Raw genomic sequence first — 14,304 nt, forward strand, 5'->3', positions numbered from 1 at the left:
TCGCTCCCCGGCGGCTGCACGCCCGGCTACCATGTCGCGATGACACCCGGTGTCGCGCCGAACGCCGTGGCGCCCGAGGCCCCGGCCCTCCCGCACGGCACCTATCTCTCCGTCGCCCGCAGCATCCGACTGGGCAAGGGGGGCCGCACCGCAGCGCTGCTGATGCGCGCCCGCATGCTGGGCGAGGTCGGAGGGCGCCGCTCGCTGGTGGTGACCTACGACGCCTACCCGGGTTATGACGAGGTCCGCGAGGTGCTGGTCGCCAGAGGACTCCTCCAGCACGCGTCGCACCTCGTGAACCTCTTCGAGGACTACCGCTGCCGTTCGGCCGCCGACCTCGGGACCGGCACCGACCCGCTCCTCCCCCTCGCCGGTACCCGATCCGACGACGAGGAGCGCCCCGACGGATCACCCGGCACCCGGACCCACCTCACCGAGGGCGGCACGGTCGAGGCGGTCGACCACCTCCGGCCCGACGGCACGGTCTTCCTCCGTGAGCTCGTCGACCCCGCGGGGACGGCATTCCTCCTCGTCGACCACCAGGAACGTGTCGTACGTCGCTGGAGGCGACGGCCCGCGATGGTGCGCGCATGGCTGCGGGAGCTCGTACCCGACGGCGACGTCTTCGTCGTGACGGACAGCCGCTTCACCGTCCGGATCATCCGGGAGCTGACGCAGCGGCGCTTCCACGTCCTCGAGGTGGTGCACAACCCGCACACGGTGCCGGACTTCCGGTGGGACCGCCCGCTGCAGCCGACCTTCCGGGGTGTCTTCGACCGTCTCGCCGAGCTCGACGGACTGGTTCTCCTCACCGAGCGCCAGCGCCAGGACGTCGCCCTCGCCTTCGGGCCCACCAACAACCTGTTCACCGTGCCCAATCCCGTCTGGCCAGCCACGGACACGACCGGAGCCCTTCGCGCGCGGGACCGCTTCGTCGTCCTCGGAAGGCTCGCGGCGCAGAAGCGGGTCACGCACGCCCTCGACGCCTTCGCGCTGGCCCGGCGTTCGGTGGGCACGGCGACCCTGAGCGTGTACGGCGACGGCGACCTCCGCCCCGCGCTCGAGGAGCACGCCCGCAGGCTCGGCGTGCTCGACCACGCCACCTTCCACGGCCACGACCCGGGCGCTCGCGACACCCTGGAGACCGCGACCGCGCTCCTGGTCACCAGCATCCACGAGGGATATCCCCTCGGGACGCTGGAGGCGATGAGCCGGGGTTGCCCCGTCATCGGTTACGACGTCCCCTACGGCATGCGAGAGCAGATCCAAGACGGCGAGAACGGATTCCTGGTCGAGGCCGGCGACGTCGGTGCGATGGCTGCACGGATGGTGACACTGGCAGGCGACCCCGGACTCGTCGTGCGGATGAGCCGCGCCGCCCGGCAGCGCGCCGCAGAGCACGCTCCCGAGCGCACGCTGTCAGCCTGGGCGACAGTGTTCGCGCGCGTTCGCGACCAGAGGGCGTCTCGGACGAGGATCACGGCGTGCACGTTGAGCCGCGCGAGTCTCGACGTGCGCCGACGGCTCCGTCCAGGCGGTCCGCGCCTCGGGCTGGACGCCGCGGTCACGCTCACCGGCACCGGCCCTGATCCGGGCCCGCGGACGGTCGAGGCCTTCCTCGACGTCGCCGCCGGCACCGGCGGTGTCGTACGGACTCCGCTGCGCGTGTCCGTCACCCGGGACGGCATCCGTACCCGCGGGAAGGTCTCGCTGCGCTCGCTCCAGGACTCCCTCGGCGATGAGGTCGTCCGCGCACGGCTGGTCGTCGTATGGCAGAACTCCGCGCGGGTGCTCAACCTGGCAGAAGGAAAGGCCGGGCAGCTGCGGGTCTCCGCCTGAGCTCGGTACGACCGACCCGCTACTCCCGGACCAGGTGCAGCTTCGCCCGCTCCTCGCGGCGCCAGCCGGCGCGTCCGGAGAAGTATTCCTCGGTTGCCTTCCGACAGCCCGACCAGGCGTAGTAGTCGTCGAGCACGATCCGCCCGCCACTGACGATCAACGGTGCGAGGCGCTCGAGGCACGTCATCGTCGACTCGTACCAGTCGCCGTCGAGGTGGGCCAGCACGACGGGCTCGTCGAGGTCGATCGTGTCGGCGAACAGACCCTTCACCAGCGAGACGGATGTCGTCTCGACGGGGACGCCGTGGCGCTCGAACGAATCCCGTACCTCGTCGTACAGCCCGTCCCGGTAGCCGTAGTACGTCGATCCGCCGACACCGCTAGCGCCGCCGGCGACGATCGTCTCGTAACGCTGGTGGACATCGGCATCATCGGCGTCCGTGGGTGGCGGGATCATGCCGAAGACGTCGTAGACGTGCATCGGGCGAGCGGGCGCCTTGGCCGCCGCCATCACGATGGCCGACCCCCCGCGTGCCGTGCCCGCCTCGACCACCGCGCCCTCGAGCCCGCTGCGCTCGGCCTCGAGGACTGCCAGCGCGAGGGTACGGAGGTACGTCGGCGTGAGGTAGGTGAGGCCCTCACGCCGCACGTCCGCGATGACCTTCTCGACCTCGTCGGGGACGGTCAGACCGCCCATGGCGGCATCGAGCTGGGCACGCACCTCGGCGAGCTCGCGCTCGGTCCGCCGCAGGGCGCGCCGGGTCTTCGTGAGCCGCCTCCGGACGTCGTCGTCCGGCGACGAAACGAGGGCACGGCCGAGCCACCGCGACGGTCGAAGTCGATTCATGCGCACAGCCGACATCGAACACCATGCACACCCCCGACTGCTAGCGTCGCGGCGTGATCGCGTGGCGGGAGGCCTGGCAGGAGGCGTTGTACGGGCCCGGCGGCTTCTATCGCCGCGAGCACCCGGTCGACCACTTCCGCACCTCGGTGCACGCCTCCGACGCCTTCGCCGCAGCGGTGCTGACCTACGTACGCCGTACCGGCCTGAGGGCGGTGGTCGACGCCGGCGCGGGCCGCGGCGAGCTCCTGCGGACCCTCGACGCCGCCGCGCCGGGTGAGCTGGACCTTCACGGCGTCGACCTCCGGCCCCGCCCGGACGACCTCCCGCCGACGATCGGCTGGAGCCCTGAGGTCCCGGACAGCGTCGACGGCCTGCTGATCGCCAACGAGCTGCTGGACAACCTCCCGTGCGACGTGGTCGAGCGCGACGAGGACGGGTCCCTGCGGGTGGTGATGGTCGACCCGGCGACCGGCGAGGAGGAGCTCGGCCCGCTCGTGCGCGACCCGGACACCCTGGCGTGGCTCGACCGTTGGTGGCCGTGCCCCGACCCGGGTGAGCGCGCCGAGGTGGGCCTGTCACGGGAGGCGTGGTGGCGGGACGCGGTCGGCAGGGTGGTCCGAGGAGCGGCGATCGCGATCGACTACGGCCACCGCGCCGACGACCGTCCTCCGTTCGGCAGCCTGCGGGCCTACCGCAGCGGCGCGGAGGTCGACGTGGTCCCCGACGGCACCCGCGACGTGACGGCGCACGTCGCTGTCGATGCCCTCGCGGACGCCGTGGGCGGCACCCTGCGTCGTCAGCGAGATGTGCTGCGCGACCTGGGTGTCGTCGGCGCCCGCCCTCCGCTCACGCTCGCCTCCACCGACCCGCACGCCTATCTCGCCGCGCTGGCGGCGGCCTCCGAGGCCGCCGAGCTCACGGCGGCCGGCGGTCTCGGTGACTTCTGGTGGATCGTGACCGAGGTCCCCTGACCGGACGACCCCGGAGCCCCGTCACTCGCGTCGGCGCACGTCCAGCGTTCCGTCGGCGTACGCCTTGCGCAGCACCTTCTTGTCGAACTTGCCGACCGAGGTCCGGGGTACGGCCTCGATGAACGTCCACGCCTCAGGCAGCTGCCAAGCCGCGAAGGACCCCGCGAGGTGGTCTCGCAGCGCCTCGGGAGTCACGTCGGCGCCCGCGCGGACCACGACCGTCGCGAGGGGGCGTTCCTGCCACTTCTCGTCGGGGATCCCCACGACCGCGGCCTCGACGACGTCCGGGTGGGCCATCAGCGCGTTCTCGAGGTCGACCGACGAGATCCACTCACCGCCCGACTTGATCACGTCCTTCGCGCGGTCGGTCAAGGTGATGTAGCCGCGTGGATCGATCGTCCCGACGTCACCGGTGCGGAGCCAGCCGTCGCGGAACTTCTCGGGGTCGTCGTCAAGGTAGTAGGAGCCGGTGATCCACGGGCCACGCACCTCGACCTCTCCGACCGCCTCGCCGTCGTGCGGCAGCTCCTCTCCACCGTCGCCGACGAGCCGCGCCTCGACGCCGCCCAGGAGCCGACCCTGGCCGGCGCGGAAGCGCCACGCCTCTTCCTCGTCCACGCCGAGCGGCGGCTTCCCGGAGGTGGCGACGGGAGAGGTCTCCGTCATGCCCCACGCCTGCTGGATGCGCACGCCGTGGCGGTCCCAGAGCGCGCGCTGCAACGACTCCGGGACGGCGGAGCCGCCGCAGAGGACGGTGCGCAGCGAGGTCAGGTCGGAGGGGTGCTCGTCGATCCGGCCGAGGATGTCGTTGAAGACCGTCGGCACGCCGCCCGCGAGGGTCGGGCGCGTCTCCTCGATGAGGCGTACGAGCGGCTCGGCCTGGAGCCAGCGGTCGGGCATCACCAGCGACGCGCCGACCAGCACGGCCGCGTACGGGAGGCCCCAGGCGTTGGCGTGGAACATGGGGACGATCGGGAGCACGCGATCCTCCGGGCCCATCCCGGCGTTGTCGCCCATCGCGATCGACATCGAGTGCAGGTACGCCGAGCGGTGGCTGTAGACGACGCCCTTGGGGTGGCCGGTGGTCCCGCTCGTGTAGCACATCGCGGCGGCGTCGTGCTCGTCCACCGACGGCCACGCGAAGTCGTCGTCGGGGGCAGCGGCGAGCTCGTCCTCATAGCGCAGGACCGTCCTGCCCGACGCCTCCAGCGGGCTGAGGTCGGCCTCCGCGGCCTCCGGCCCGGCCACCAGGACGTGGGTGACGGTCTTCATCTGCGGGAGCACCGCCGCGAACGGCGCGACGAGCGAGGCGTCCACGACGACCACCGCATCCTCCGCGTGGTTGACGACGTAGGCGACCTGCTCGGGGAACAACCGGATGTTGACGGTGTGCAGGACCGCGCCCATGGCCGGCACCGCGAGATAGCACTCGAGGTGCTCGGCGTTGTTCCACATGAAGGTGCCGACACGCTGGTCACCAGTCACCCCGAGCCCTCGCAGCACCTGCGCCAGGCGCGTTGCTCGGCGGCCGATCTCGCCGTACGTGCGGGTCCGGGTGCCGTCGGGGGTGGCGGTGACGACGGTGGCGTCGGCGTACGCGGTCGTGCCGTACCGCATGAGGCGGCCGAGGCTGAGGGGGACGTCCTGCATGGTGCTGCGCATTCGGGGCCTCCGAACGAATGTGGCGTGGCTCACAGTGTGCCGGAGGTTCCCGTTTTCGTCATCGGCTAGCAGGGACGAGCCCCACTTGTCTGGACTTTTCACAGACTGGAGTTGCCGAGTCGGTGACGGACCCTCACGGTGGGGGAACACGTGGCCGCCGCGGGGGCTCGACGTCTTCGGCGAACGGTGGCCTCAGGCGAAAGGACGATCCCTTGCGCTCCACCTCCCCACCCCGACCTTGGTCCACGATCCTCGCGACCGCCGCAGGCATCGCACTCGCAGCCTCCGCGCTCGTCGGCAGCGGCACGTCAGCCGGTGCCGGACAGCGCGACGACGGTCTCGAGGCGGCCCTCGCCGCGGCGGCCGAGGACGCCCCGGCCGCGCTGCAGACGCCGTTCGAGCAGTCCGGCGGCGCGACCTGGACGACCCACCCGCAGTCCCTGGCGTTCTACCGCCAGCTCGACGCCTCCTCCCGACGCGTCACGGTCGGCACCATCGGCCGTACGACGCAGGGCCGCCCGCTCCAGCTCGTCTCGATCGGCTCTCCCGCGCCGAAGTCGCAGGCCGAGGCGGCCGGTGGCTCGGTCGCGATGTTCGTCTGCTCGGTCCACGGCAACGAGCCCTCCGGCCGCGAAGCCTGCATGAAGCTCGCCCGCGACCTCGCTACGAGCACCGACGCCACGGTGACCCGGTTCCTCGCCCGGACCACGGTGCTCATCGTCAACGCCAACCCCGACGGATGGGTGGCCAACACCCGCGGCAACGCCGACGGCGTCGACGTCAACCGTGACTACCTCGAGCTGTCGACGCCGGAGGGCCGGGCGATCACGAAGGTGATCCGCGACTGGAACCCCGACGTCCTCAACGACCTCCACGAGTACGGTCCCAACCAGTACTACCGGACCGACCTGCTCCACCTCTGGCCGCGCAACCGCAACGTCGACGACCAGGTCCACTCGCTCAGCAAGGAGATGAGCGAGGAGTACTCCGCCGCCCAGGCGCGCAGCGAGGGCTTCACCGCCGGGATCTACGGCCAGTACGTCAAGGACGGCGAGCCGTTCCTCCAGGTGGCCGGAGACGAGCAGGTCCGGATCCTCCGCAACTACGCGGGGCTGGTGAACGTCGTGGGCATGCTCAGCGAGACCGCGACCCGTCCGCTCAACGACGAGGAGGCGGCCGACGTCCGCGTCCTCAACAACCGCCGGGTCGACACCAACTACGCGAGCGCGCTCGGGTCGACGCAGATGGTCGCCGAGAACCGCGCGACGCTGGCGCGGGAGACCGCGGCCGCCGCCGAGCGGCAGCGCGAGCTCGGCGCGACGCAGGGCGGGGTCGTCTATTTCGGGGGCCAGGACGACATGCTGCCGACCGATCCCGACCAGGTCGAGCCCGAGCCGATGTGCGCCTACCAGATCACCGAGGCGACCTTCCAGGACCTGCGCCGGACACTGCGTCTGCACGACCTGAAGGCCACCCGAAACGCCGATGGTCGAGTGGTGAGCCTCGCGCAGGCGAACCGCGCGCTCGTGCCGCTGATGTTCGACACGCGGTCGGAGTACCGCCTCGCCGAGGGGACGCCGCTCGAGACCTGCTGACGTCGTCTCGCACCGCACGACTCGCAGCTGCGACCGCCGTCTGGTCGCAGCTGCGAGTCCTCTGTCATCGGACGGGCTGCCGGAGCGTCAACGGACCCGGAGCACCGCGCGCGCCGACGAGCCGGTGAAGGCGGACGAGCCGCCGTACACGATGCGCAGCGTGTGCTTGCCGCGCTTCTTCAGCCGGGGCAGCGTCACGGTCACCGCGCCGCGCCTGGCCGCCGTGAGCGTCGCTCTGCCGACCCGCTTCTTGCCGTTGAAGACGGTGACCGTGCCGGTGGGACGGATCGCCGTGCCGCGGCCGGTGACGGTCACCGTCACCTTCGCCCGCTGCTTGCGGGTCACCTTCTTCTTGGACAGTCGGACCTTCGTGTCCGTACCCGCCTTCGTGATCCGCACGGCGGTGCGTACCGCCGCGGTCGTCGGCGAGAAGTCGGCACGGTACGACGCGATGATCTGGTGCGTCCCGACCGCGAGTCCTGCTGGGACGGCCACCGTCGCCGCACCCCGTGAGAGACGCACGGTACCCAGCGACCGGCTGCCCGCCGTCAGCGCCACGGTCCCCGCCGCGTAGGTCGCGCCACGAGCGACCGACACCCCCACCCGTGCGGCCCGTCCGTACGTCGTGACCGCAGGCGTGACCGTCATCCGGGCAGTAGCCGCGAAGGGTGTCGCCGAGTAGTAGACGGTCCAGATCAGCGGGCCGAGGTCGGCACCGGCGGCGACCCCGAGAACCCGCGCACCCGCCACGGTGGCGCGCGTCTCGCCGATCGCCTGGGACCAGGCGGGCTCCCCGCCGCCGGACAGGCCCGCGACGGACGCCAACGCGATGCCCTTCTCTGTCCTCGCGGTCTGGCCCGGGTGACGGTAGGTCACGTCAGCGCGCAGCTCACCGGTCATGCCCTGGGTCACCCACTCGAGGTCGGAGACCACGACCTCCCGGCGCGGGCTGGCCAGCCGGACGACGCCACCGGCCTGGATCCTCGCCGGGTACGCCTTGCGCATGTCCGTGATCGGGAATCGGAACCGGTCGGTGAACCTCGGATCGCGCACCGCTCCGCCCGAGAGCGTGACGCTGCCGCCCTCGGCTGCCACCGTGGCTCGAAGGGTGTCGCTGACGCCCCACACGAAGGCGGAGTTGGGCCGGTCGTACGGCGCCCCTGCCGGCGCCGGGCCGGGATAGCGCAGCTCCTGCCGCACCACGACGGAGCCGCTGCCGGTGACAGGGCCACCGGTGGTCGGCGTGAACGTCGCGGTGACCACCCCGGTGCCGACCGTCAACGGGCCTGGCACGCTGCCGGCGTAGACCGCGTCCGAACCCTCGACCGGCTCGAGCGTGACCGTCTTGCCGTCGAAGGCCGCTGTCATCGTGCCCGTGGTGACGTCACCGGTCACGGTGAACGAGACCCAAAGGCTGCTGTCGGCCCACGCCTCGGTCCAGCCGTTGTAGCTGAGGGTGCTCTGCTCGGCCTTGGCCGGCGAAGCCGCCAGGACTCCGACGGCGAGCAGGACGGCGACGAGGGCCGCGACCAGGCGCCTCGCGTCGAACGAACCCCCGCTCCGACCGTTCCAAGGGCTGGGAGCGTTCAGGCGAAGGGTCGGCACGGGTCTCCTCGGTGTCGTAGCGCGCCGCCGCGCGCGGGCACATCATTGCACCGCGCGGGTCAACCCGTCTCCTCTCGCCTGCAGTCACGGCGCCGCTAGGCTGAGCGGCATGCCGAGCGACGAGGTCTCCCCTCCCCGCACGCTGACCGTCGGCGTCGGTGCGGGCTCGGCGGGCTTCGGGCACGAGCGCGGCGGCGGCGTCGACCTCGGCACCACCGACATGGTCCTCAACGTGGGCCCCCAGCATCCCGCGACCCACGGTGTCCTGCGGCTGCGCCTGACGCTGGATGGTGAGCGCATCGTGCACTGCGAGCCGATCGTCGGCTACATGCACCGTGGGGCCGAGAAGCTCTTCGAGGTCCGGGACTACCGGCAGATCATCGTCCTGGCCAACCGTCACGACTGGCTCTCCGCCTTCTCCAACGAGGTGGGCGTCGTCCTCGGCGTCGAGCGGATGCTGGGCCTCGAGGTCCCCGAGCGCGCGACCTGGGCACGCATGCTGCTCTCCGAGCTCAACCGAGTCCTCAACCACCTCATGTTCATCGGTTCGTACCCCCTCGAGATCGGTGCGATCACGCCGATCTTCTACGCCTTCCGCGAGCGAGAGACGATCCAGGAGGTCATGGAGGAGCTCTCGGGCGGGCGCATGCACTACATGTTCAACCGCGTGGGCGGCCTCAAGGAGGACCTCCCCGCCGGCTGGCTCGGTCGCGTCGGCGCTGCGACCGCGGCCGTGCGCAGCCGCCTCGGGCAGATCGAGGACATGTTGCTCGGCAACGAGATCTTCGTCGCCCGCACCCGAGGGGTCGGTGTGCTGTCGCCCGAGCTCGTCCAGGCGTACGGCGTCTCCGGGCCGATCGCCCGCGCGTCGGGTGTCGACTTCGACCTTCGACGTGACCAGCCCTATCTCGCGTACGACGAGCTCGTCGCCGACAAGACGCTGCGGGTGGTCACCCGTCACGAGGGTGACAGCTATGCACGGTTCGCATGCCTCCTCGAGCAGGTGCGGGTGTCGCTCGACCTCGCCGACGCCTGCGTGGCCCGGTTGCGCGACCTGCCGCAGGGGCCCGTCAACGTCAAGCTCCCCAAGATCCTCAAGGTCCCGGAGGGCTCGACCTACACGTGGACCGAGAACCCGCTCGGCATCAACGGCTACTACCTGGTCTCACGGGGAGAGAAGACACCGTGGCGCCTGAAGATGAGGACGGCGTCCTTCAACAACATCGCGGTGCTGCCCGAGATCGTGCGCGGCTGCGTCGTCGCGGACCTGATCGCCATCCTCGGTTCCATGTTCTTCGTGGTGGGCGACATCGACAAGTGACGCCGGACGGTGTGCCCGACGCCACGGCGGGTCGATCTGCCGACTCCCCCCGCGCGCTCTAGGGTCGGTGCGTGGGAGACGTGTGGGCGGTGAGCGACATCCACGGGCACCGTGACGCGCTGGTGGAGGTCCTGAGGTCTGCCGACCTGATCGACGAGGACGAGCACTGGTCGGGCGGCGACGCTCGGCTGTGGTTCCTCGGCGACTACGTCGACCGTGGGCCGGACGGCATCGGGGTGATCGACCTCGCGCGCCGCCTCGAGGGTGAGGCGGCCGACGCGGGCGGCTCTGCCTCGGCAATCCTCGGCAACCACGAGATCCTCATGCTCGGCATGCACCGCTACGGGCCGACGCCGGTCCCCAGCGACGGCCGCTACAGCTTCGAGGCCAACTGGATCGGCAACGGCGGTGTCGTCAGCGACCTCGAGCGTCTCGACCAGGGCCGGATCGACTGGCTCACGACGCTGCCGGTGATCGCCACCGACGCCGACCACCTGCTCCTGCACTCCGACACGACGGCCTATCTGCTGTGGGGCGACTCCGTCGACGAGGTCAACGCCGCTGTGCGCGCAGAGCTGGAGATGCCCGATCTCGACACCTGGTGGGAGATGTGGCGCAGGTTGACGACGCGCTACGCGTTCGCTCGAGAGGACGGCGTCGCGGCTGCGGAGCAGATGCTGGGCGCGCTCGGTGGCCGACGCATCGTCCACGGGCACACCATCGGCGCGCTGGTGCGGGGCGGGCCGGTGACGCCCGAGGACGAGCCCGTGCTCTATGCGGACGGGCTCGTCCTCGACATCGACGGCGGGATCTATCTCGGCGGTCCGTGCCAGCTCGTCCGGCTCGACGAGCCTGATCTCCCCGGACCTCGCAGCTAGCCGAGCAGGCCCTCGTCCTCGAGGAACTTCTTGGCGACGTCGGCGGGCTTCTCGCGGTCGACGTCGACCGCGGTGTTCAGGTCGGCCAGCTTGTCCGTCGTCAGCTGGGCCGACAGCTCGTTGAGGGCATCGGCGGCACCCTTGTTGTCGGCGAGCCACGTGGTGTTGACCGCCGGGATCAGGTTCTGGGCGGGCTGGAGACCCTTGTCGTCCTCCAGGAGGACGAGACCGTCGTCCTCGAGCGAGCCGTCGGTCGTCGCGACCTGCACGAGCTGGACCTCGCCGTTGGCGGCGGCGTCCTTGCCCTCGCGGGTGCCGAAGCCGAGCGGGAGGACCTCCGTGATGTCGATCCCGTAGACCTCCTTGAGCCCCTTGGCACAGTCCTGCCGGTCCTTGCAGTCGGGAGCCGCGGCGAGCTTGATGGGCTGCTTGGTGGCAGCGAGGTCGGACAACGTCGTGACCGAGTTCTTGTCGGCGAACTCCTTGGTGACGGCGTACGCGTTCTGGTCGGTCGCCTCGGCCGGCTCCAGCAGCGTCACGCCCGCGCCCTCGGCGAGCACGCTCACCTTGTCGAGGGAGTCCTCGACGTTGTTGCTGGTGACAGGCGTCGACCCGGCGCCGTTGGCCTGGTCGTTGAGGTAGTCGCCGATGCCGGAGAGGTATTCGGGGACGACCTGCACCTTGTTGTCGGCCAGCTGCGCCATGTAGATGTCGCGGGTGTCGACGAGCTTTTGAGTCACGTCGTAGCCCTCGTTCTCGAGCACCTGGGTGTAGAGCTCGGCGAGGATCTGCATCTCGGTGAAGTTCTGACCGGAGAGGGTCACCGATCCCTGGGAGCCGTCACCTCCACCGTTGTCGTCGTCTCCGCAGGCGGACAGCGAGACCAGCGCTGCGGCACAGACCAGGGCGGCGGCAGAGCGTCGGAGGCGCCGCAGTGTCGTGCTCTTCATCGGGGTTCCTTCCGTCACGACTCGGCGGCCGTGCTGTCTCGGGATCGGGCTGTCATCTCCGGCATCTGGACAAGACCATCATGGCGGGAACCGGTGACACGACGCATCGGGTCGACGCGACGCTCGACGACGGCGGCGAGTCCCTCGAGCACGAGGGCGCCGCCCGCGACGAGGATGGCGCCCGCGATGACGTAGTCGTAGGAGTTGTTGCTGAAGCCGTAGGTGATCACGTTGCCCAGGCCCGGCCCTGCCACGAGGGCCGCGATGGTGGCGGTCGCCCACAGCTGCACGAGCGCGAGACGCACCCCGTTGGCCACCATCTGCGACGCGAGCGGGAGCTCGATGCGACGGAAGACCTGCCACTCGCTCATGCCGGTCCCCCGGGCAGCCTCGACGATCTCGGCGTCCACCTCGCGGACGCCGACGTACGAGTTGGTGATCACCGGCGGCAGCCCGAACAGCACGAGCGCGATCAGCGTGGCCAGCCCGGCGCGTCCGTACGGCCCGAGCGTGGTGGTCCCGATCGGTCCAAGCGCCAGGAGCCCGAGCACCGCGAAGACGGGGACCGCGCGTCCGACGTTGGACACGTTGATGGCGAACGTGCCGCCCCGGCCGCGGTGACCCAGCCAGAGGGCGAGCGGGAGACCGACGACGAGGACGAGGACCAGCGCCGTCACCGTGAGCAGGACCTGCTCGACCAGCTGGGTCCACAGGCCGTCGCCGCCCTTCCAGCTCTCCGGGTCCAGGAGGAGGTCGATCGCACCGGCGAGCTCGTTCATGCGGCGGCCCCTCGCGTCCACGGCGTCACCAGACGGGCAAAGGCGACGATGACGAGGTCGAGGAGCACGGCCAGGACGACGCACAGGACGCTGGTCGTCAGCACCTGCGCCTTGAAGCTGTCGTCGATGCCGTTCGCGAGCATGTTGCCGAGTCCGCCGTAGGCCACGATCGTGCCGAGGGTCACCAGGGCGACGGTGGAGACGGTGGCGACGCGAAGGCCGGCCATCACGATCGGCAGCGCGAGCGGCGCCTCGATCCGCGTCAGCAGCCGGAGTCTCCCGTACCCGAGGCCCGTCGCCGCCTCCACCACCTCGTCCGGCACGCTGTCCAGCCCGGCGAGCACGTTGCGCACGAGGATGGACAGCGAGTAGAGCGCGAGCCCGATCACGACCGTCGTCGGGGTCAGACCGGTCGCCTGCGCAAGGATCGAGAACATCGCCAGCGACGGGATGGTGTAGACGAGCGTGGTGCTGCCGAGGAGCAGCGAGCGTGCCTTCGGACGGTTGCGGGCAGCCAGCGACAGCGCGACCGCGAGCACCAGTCCGAGCACCACCGAGGTGACCGTGAGGAGCACGTGCTGGACGGTCGCCTCCCACAGCTCCGGCGCGTAGCGGCTCACGTACTCGGGGCAGACCCACGAGTTGACCGTCCGCGTGTAGCAAGGGGGGTCGGCGGCGAGCACGGCGACGTTGCTCGCGTCGGCGACTAGGCTCACGTCATGCAACCTACCGAGGATGCGATGATCGTGCTCGAGCACGTCGGCAAGCAGTATCCCGAGGGGTCGGTCGCCGTCGGCGACCTCTCCCTCACCATCCCCCGAGGGGCCCTGGTCGCCCTGGTCGGGCCGTCGGGGTGCGGCAAGTCCACCACGCTCAAGATGGTCAACCGCCTCATCGAGCCCACGTCGGGCCGCATCCTGGTCGACGGCGAGGACGTGCTGAAGGCGGACCCCGTGGAGCTGCGCCGCGGCATCGGCTACGTCATCCAGCAGGTGGGGCTCTTTCCGCACCAGACGATCCGCGAGAACGTCGCCACGGTGCCGACGCTGCTGCGCTGGAACCGCAGCCGGGCGCGAGCGCGCGCCGACGAGCTGCTCGACCTCGTCGGTCTAGACCCGTCGACGTACGCCGACCGCTATCCGCACCAGCTGTCGGGCGGTCAGCGTCAGCGGGTGGGCGTAGCGCGCGCCCTCGCCGCCGATCCGCCGGTCCTCCTCATGGACGAGCCGTTCGGCGCGGTCGACCCGATCGTCCGCGAGCGGCTGCAGGACGAGTTCCTGCGTCTGCAGCACGACCTGGGCAAGACGGTCATGTTCGTCACCCACGACATCGACGAAGCCGTGCGCCTCGGCGACCGCGTCGCGGTGCTCGCCGGCGGAGGAGACCTCCGCCAGTACGACTCACCCGCCGCGGTGCTCGGCACGCCCGCCGACGACTTCGTCGCCGAGTTCGTCGGCGCCGACCGCGGGCTACGCAGGCTCGCGGTCACGCCGATCGACGTCGCCGACCTCGAGGACGCCCCGCTGGTGCGCGAGGACGCGACGGTCGCCGACGCGCGGCGGGTCGCCGAGGCGGCCGGGATGTCGTCGGCGCTCGTGGTCGACGACGCGGAGCGGCTCGTCGGCTGGGCGCCCTCGGACCACCTCGAGGGCTCGAGCGACCTCCGGGTACGACCGATGAAGGCTTCGGTCCACCGCTCGGCGACACTCAAGGACGCGTGGTCGGTGATGCTCCGCTACGACGCCGGATGGGTGGCGGTGCTCGACGACGACCGGCGGCTGCTGGGCGTGCTCACCCCCGACTCCTTGCACGCGGCGCTGCGCCGCTCGGTGCGGGTGACCGAGCCGGTCTGACGAG

Annotated in this window: 12 protein-coding genes; 6 read left to right on the plus strand and 6 right to left on the minus strand. The window is 71.0% G+C overall.

The genetic code is table 11. The features are described 5' to 3' along the window. The first annotated feature begins 39 nt into the window (after positions 1-39). Positions 40-1,839: a glycosyltransferase gene (locus KV100_RS07640; protein WP_220342242.1), complete on the plus strand. Its 1,800-nt coding sequence runs from the start codon at positions 40-42 to the stop codon at positions 1,837-1,839. A gap of 19 nt (positions 1,840-1,858) precedes the next feature. Here the strand turns inward: KV100_RS07640 and KV100_RS07645 are convergent, their stop codons facing one another. Next, the gene (locus KV100_RS07645) at positions 1,859-2,686 is read right to left on the minus strand and encodes a TylF/MycF family methyltransferase (RefSeq protein WP_220342243.1); all 828 of its coding nucleotides are present in this window, start codon (positions 2,684-2,686) and stop codon (positions 1,859-1,861) included. A gap of 53 nt (positions 2,687-2,739) precedes the next feature. On the opposite strand from KV100_RS07645, the gene KV100_RS07650 reads away from it, so the two are divergent. Continuing rightward, on the plus strand, positions 2,740-3,657 hold the full coding sequence (locus KV100_RS07650; RefSeq protein ID WP_220342244.1) for an SAM-dependent methyltransferase: 918 nt from the start codon (positions 2,740-2,742) through the stop codon (positions 3,655-3,657). A gap of 21 nt (positions 3,658-3,678) precedes the next feature. Here the strand turns inward: KV100_RS07650 and KV100_RS07655 are convergent, their stop codons facing one another. Beyond that, complete coding sequence (locus KV100_RS07655) at positions 3,679-5,319, minus strand: long-chain fatty acid--CoA ligase (RefSeq protein WP_220342245.1); 1,641 nt, start codon at positions 5,317-5,319, stop codon at positions 3,679-3,681. A gap of 212 nt (positions 5,320-5,531) precedes the next feature. Between KV100_RS07655 and KV100_RS07660 the strand changes: the two genes are divergently transcribed. Next, complete coding sequence (locus KV100_RS07660; RefSeq protein ID WP_220342246.1) at positions 5,532-6,914, plus strand: M14 family zinc carboxypeptidase; 1,383 nt, start codon at positions 5,532-5,534, stop codon at positions 6,912-6,914. A gap of 87 nt (positions 6,915-7,001) precedes the next feature. Here the strand turns inward: KV100_RS07660 and KV100_RS20115 are convergent, their stop codons facing one another. Continuing rightward, on the minus strand, positions 7,002-8,519 hold the full coding sequence (locus KV100_RS20115; RefSeq protein ID WP_220342247.1) for an Ig-like domain-containing protein: 1,518 nt from the start codon (positions 8,517-8,519) through the stop codon (positions 7,002-7,004). A 109-nt stretch (positions 8,520-8,628) separates the two neighbouring features. On the opposite strand from KV100_RS20115, the gene KV100_RS07670 reads away from it, so the two are divergent. Further along, positions 8,629-9,840 carry an NADH-quinone oxidoreductase subunit D gene (locus KV100_RS07670; RefSeq protein ID WP_220342248.1) on the plus strand — a complete coding sequence of 404 codons (1,212 nt, stop codon included), beginning with the start codon at positions 8,629-8,631 and terminating at the stop codon, positions 9,838-9,840. A gap of 71 nt (positions 9,841-9,911) precedes the next feature. Further along, positions 9,912-10,718: a metallophosphoesterase gene (locus KV100_RS07675; protein ID WP_220342249.1), complete on the plus strand. Its 807-nt coding sequence runs from the start codon at positions 9,912-9,914 to the stop codon at positions 10,716-10,718. On the opposite strand, the gene KV100_RS07680 is transcribed toward KV100_RS07675, so the two are convergent. The 3 genes from KV100_RS07680 to KV100_RS07690 are packed head-to-tail and all read right to left on the minus strand — an operon-like array spanning position 10,715 to position 13,163. Then, complete coding sequence (locus tag KV100_RS07680) at positions 10,715-11,668, minus strand: ABC transporter substrate-binding protein (RefSeq protein WP_220342250.1); 954 nt, start codon at positions 11,666-11,668, stop codon at positions 10,715-10,717. The two genes, KV100_RS07675 and KV100_RS07680, sit on opposite strands and share 4 nt — an antisense overlap. A 14-nt stretch (positions 11,669-11,682) precedes the next feature. After that, positions 11,683-12,447 carry an ABC transporter permease gene (locus tag KV100_RS07685; RefSeq protein ID WP_220342251.1) on the minus strand — a complete coding sequence of 255 codons (765 nt, stop codon included), beginning with the start codon at positions 12,445-12,447 and terminating at the stop codon, positions 11,683-11,685. Next, a complete protein-coding gene (locus KV100_RS07690; protein WP_308291383.1) occupies positions 12,444-13,163 on the minus strand; it encodes an ABC transporter permease in 720 nt (239 codons plus the stop codon). The genes KV100_RS07685 and KV100_RS07690 overlap by 4 nt, the downstream gene beginning before the upstream one ends. Before the next feature lie 3 nt (positions 13,164-13,166). Here KV100_RS07690 and KV100_RS07695 point away from each other — a divergent pair, with 3 nt between their 5' ends. Further along, the gene (locus KV100_RS07695) at positions 13,167-14,300 is read left to right on the plus strand and encodes a betaine/proline/choline family ABC transporter ATP-binding protein (protein WP_374226656.1); all 1,134 of its coding nucleotides are present in this window, start codon (positions 13,167-13,169) and stop codon (positions 14,298-14,300) included. The last annotated feature ends 4 nt before the right edge of the window (positions 14,301-14,304 follow it).

Origin of the sequence: Mumia sp. zg.B21, from assembly GCF_019550855.1 — a bacterium.
In the GTDB taxonomy this organism is placed as follows: Bacteria; Actinomycetota; Actinomycetes; order Propionibacteriales; family Nocardioidaceae; genus Mumia.

What these genes read in the sequence shown, in the direction of transcription:
- KV100_RS07640 (WP_220342242.1), top strand. Translation starts at nt 40, where the DNA reads ATGACACCCGGTGTCGCGCCGAACGCCGTGGCGCCCGAGGCCCCGGCC.
- KV100_RS07645 (WP_220342243.1), bottom strand. Translation starts at nt 2,686, where the DNA reads ATGAATCGACTTCGACCGTCGCGGTGGCTCGGCCGTGCCCTCGTTTCG.
- KV100_RS07655 (WP_220342245.1), bottom strand. Translation starts at nt 5,319, where the DNA reads ATGCGCAGCACCATGCAGGACGTCCCCCTCAGCCTCGGCCGCCTCATG.
- KV100_RS07670 (WP_220342248.1), top strand. Translation starts at nt 8,629, where the DNA reads ATGCCGAGCGACGAGGTCTCCCCTCCCCGCACGCTGACCGTCGGCGTC.
- KV100_RS07680 (WP_220342250.1), bottom strand. Translation starts at nt 11,668, where the DNA reads ATGAAGAGCACGACACTGCGGCGCCTCCGACGCTCTGCCGCCGCCCTG.
- KV100_RS07685 (WP_220342251.1), bottom strand. Translation starts at nt 12,447, where the DNA reads ATGAACGAGCTCGCCGGTGCGATCGACCTCCTCCTGGACCCGGAGAGC.
- KV100_RS07695 (WP_374226656.1), top strand. Translation starts at nt 13,167, where the DNA reads ATGCAACCTACCGAGGATGCGATGATCGTGCTCGAGCACGTCGGCAAG.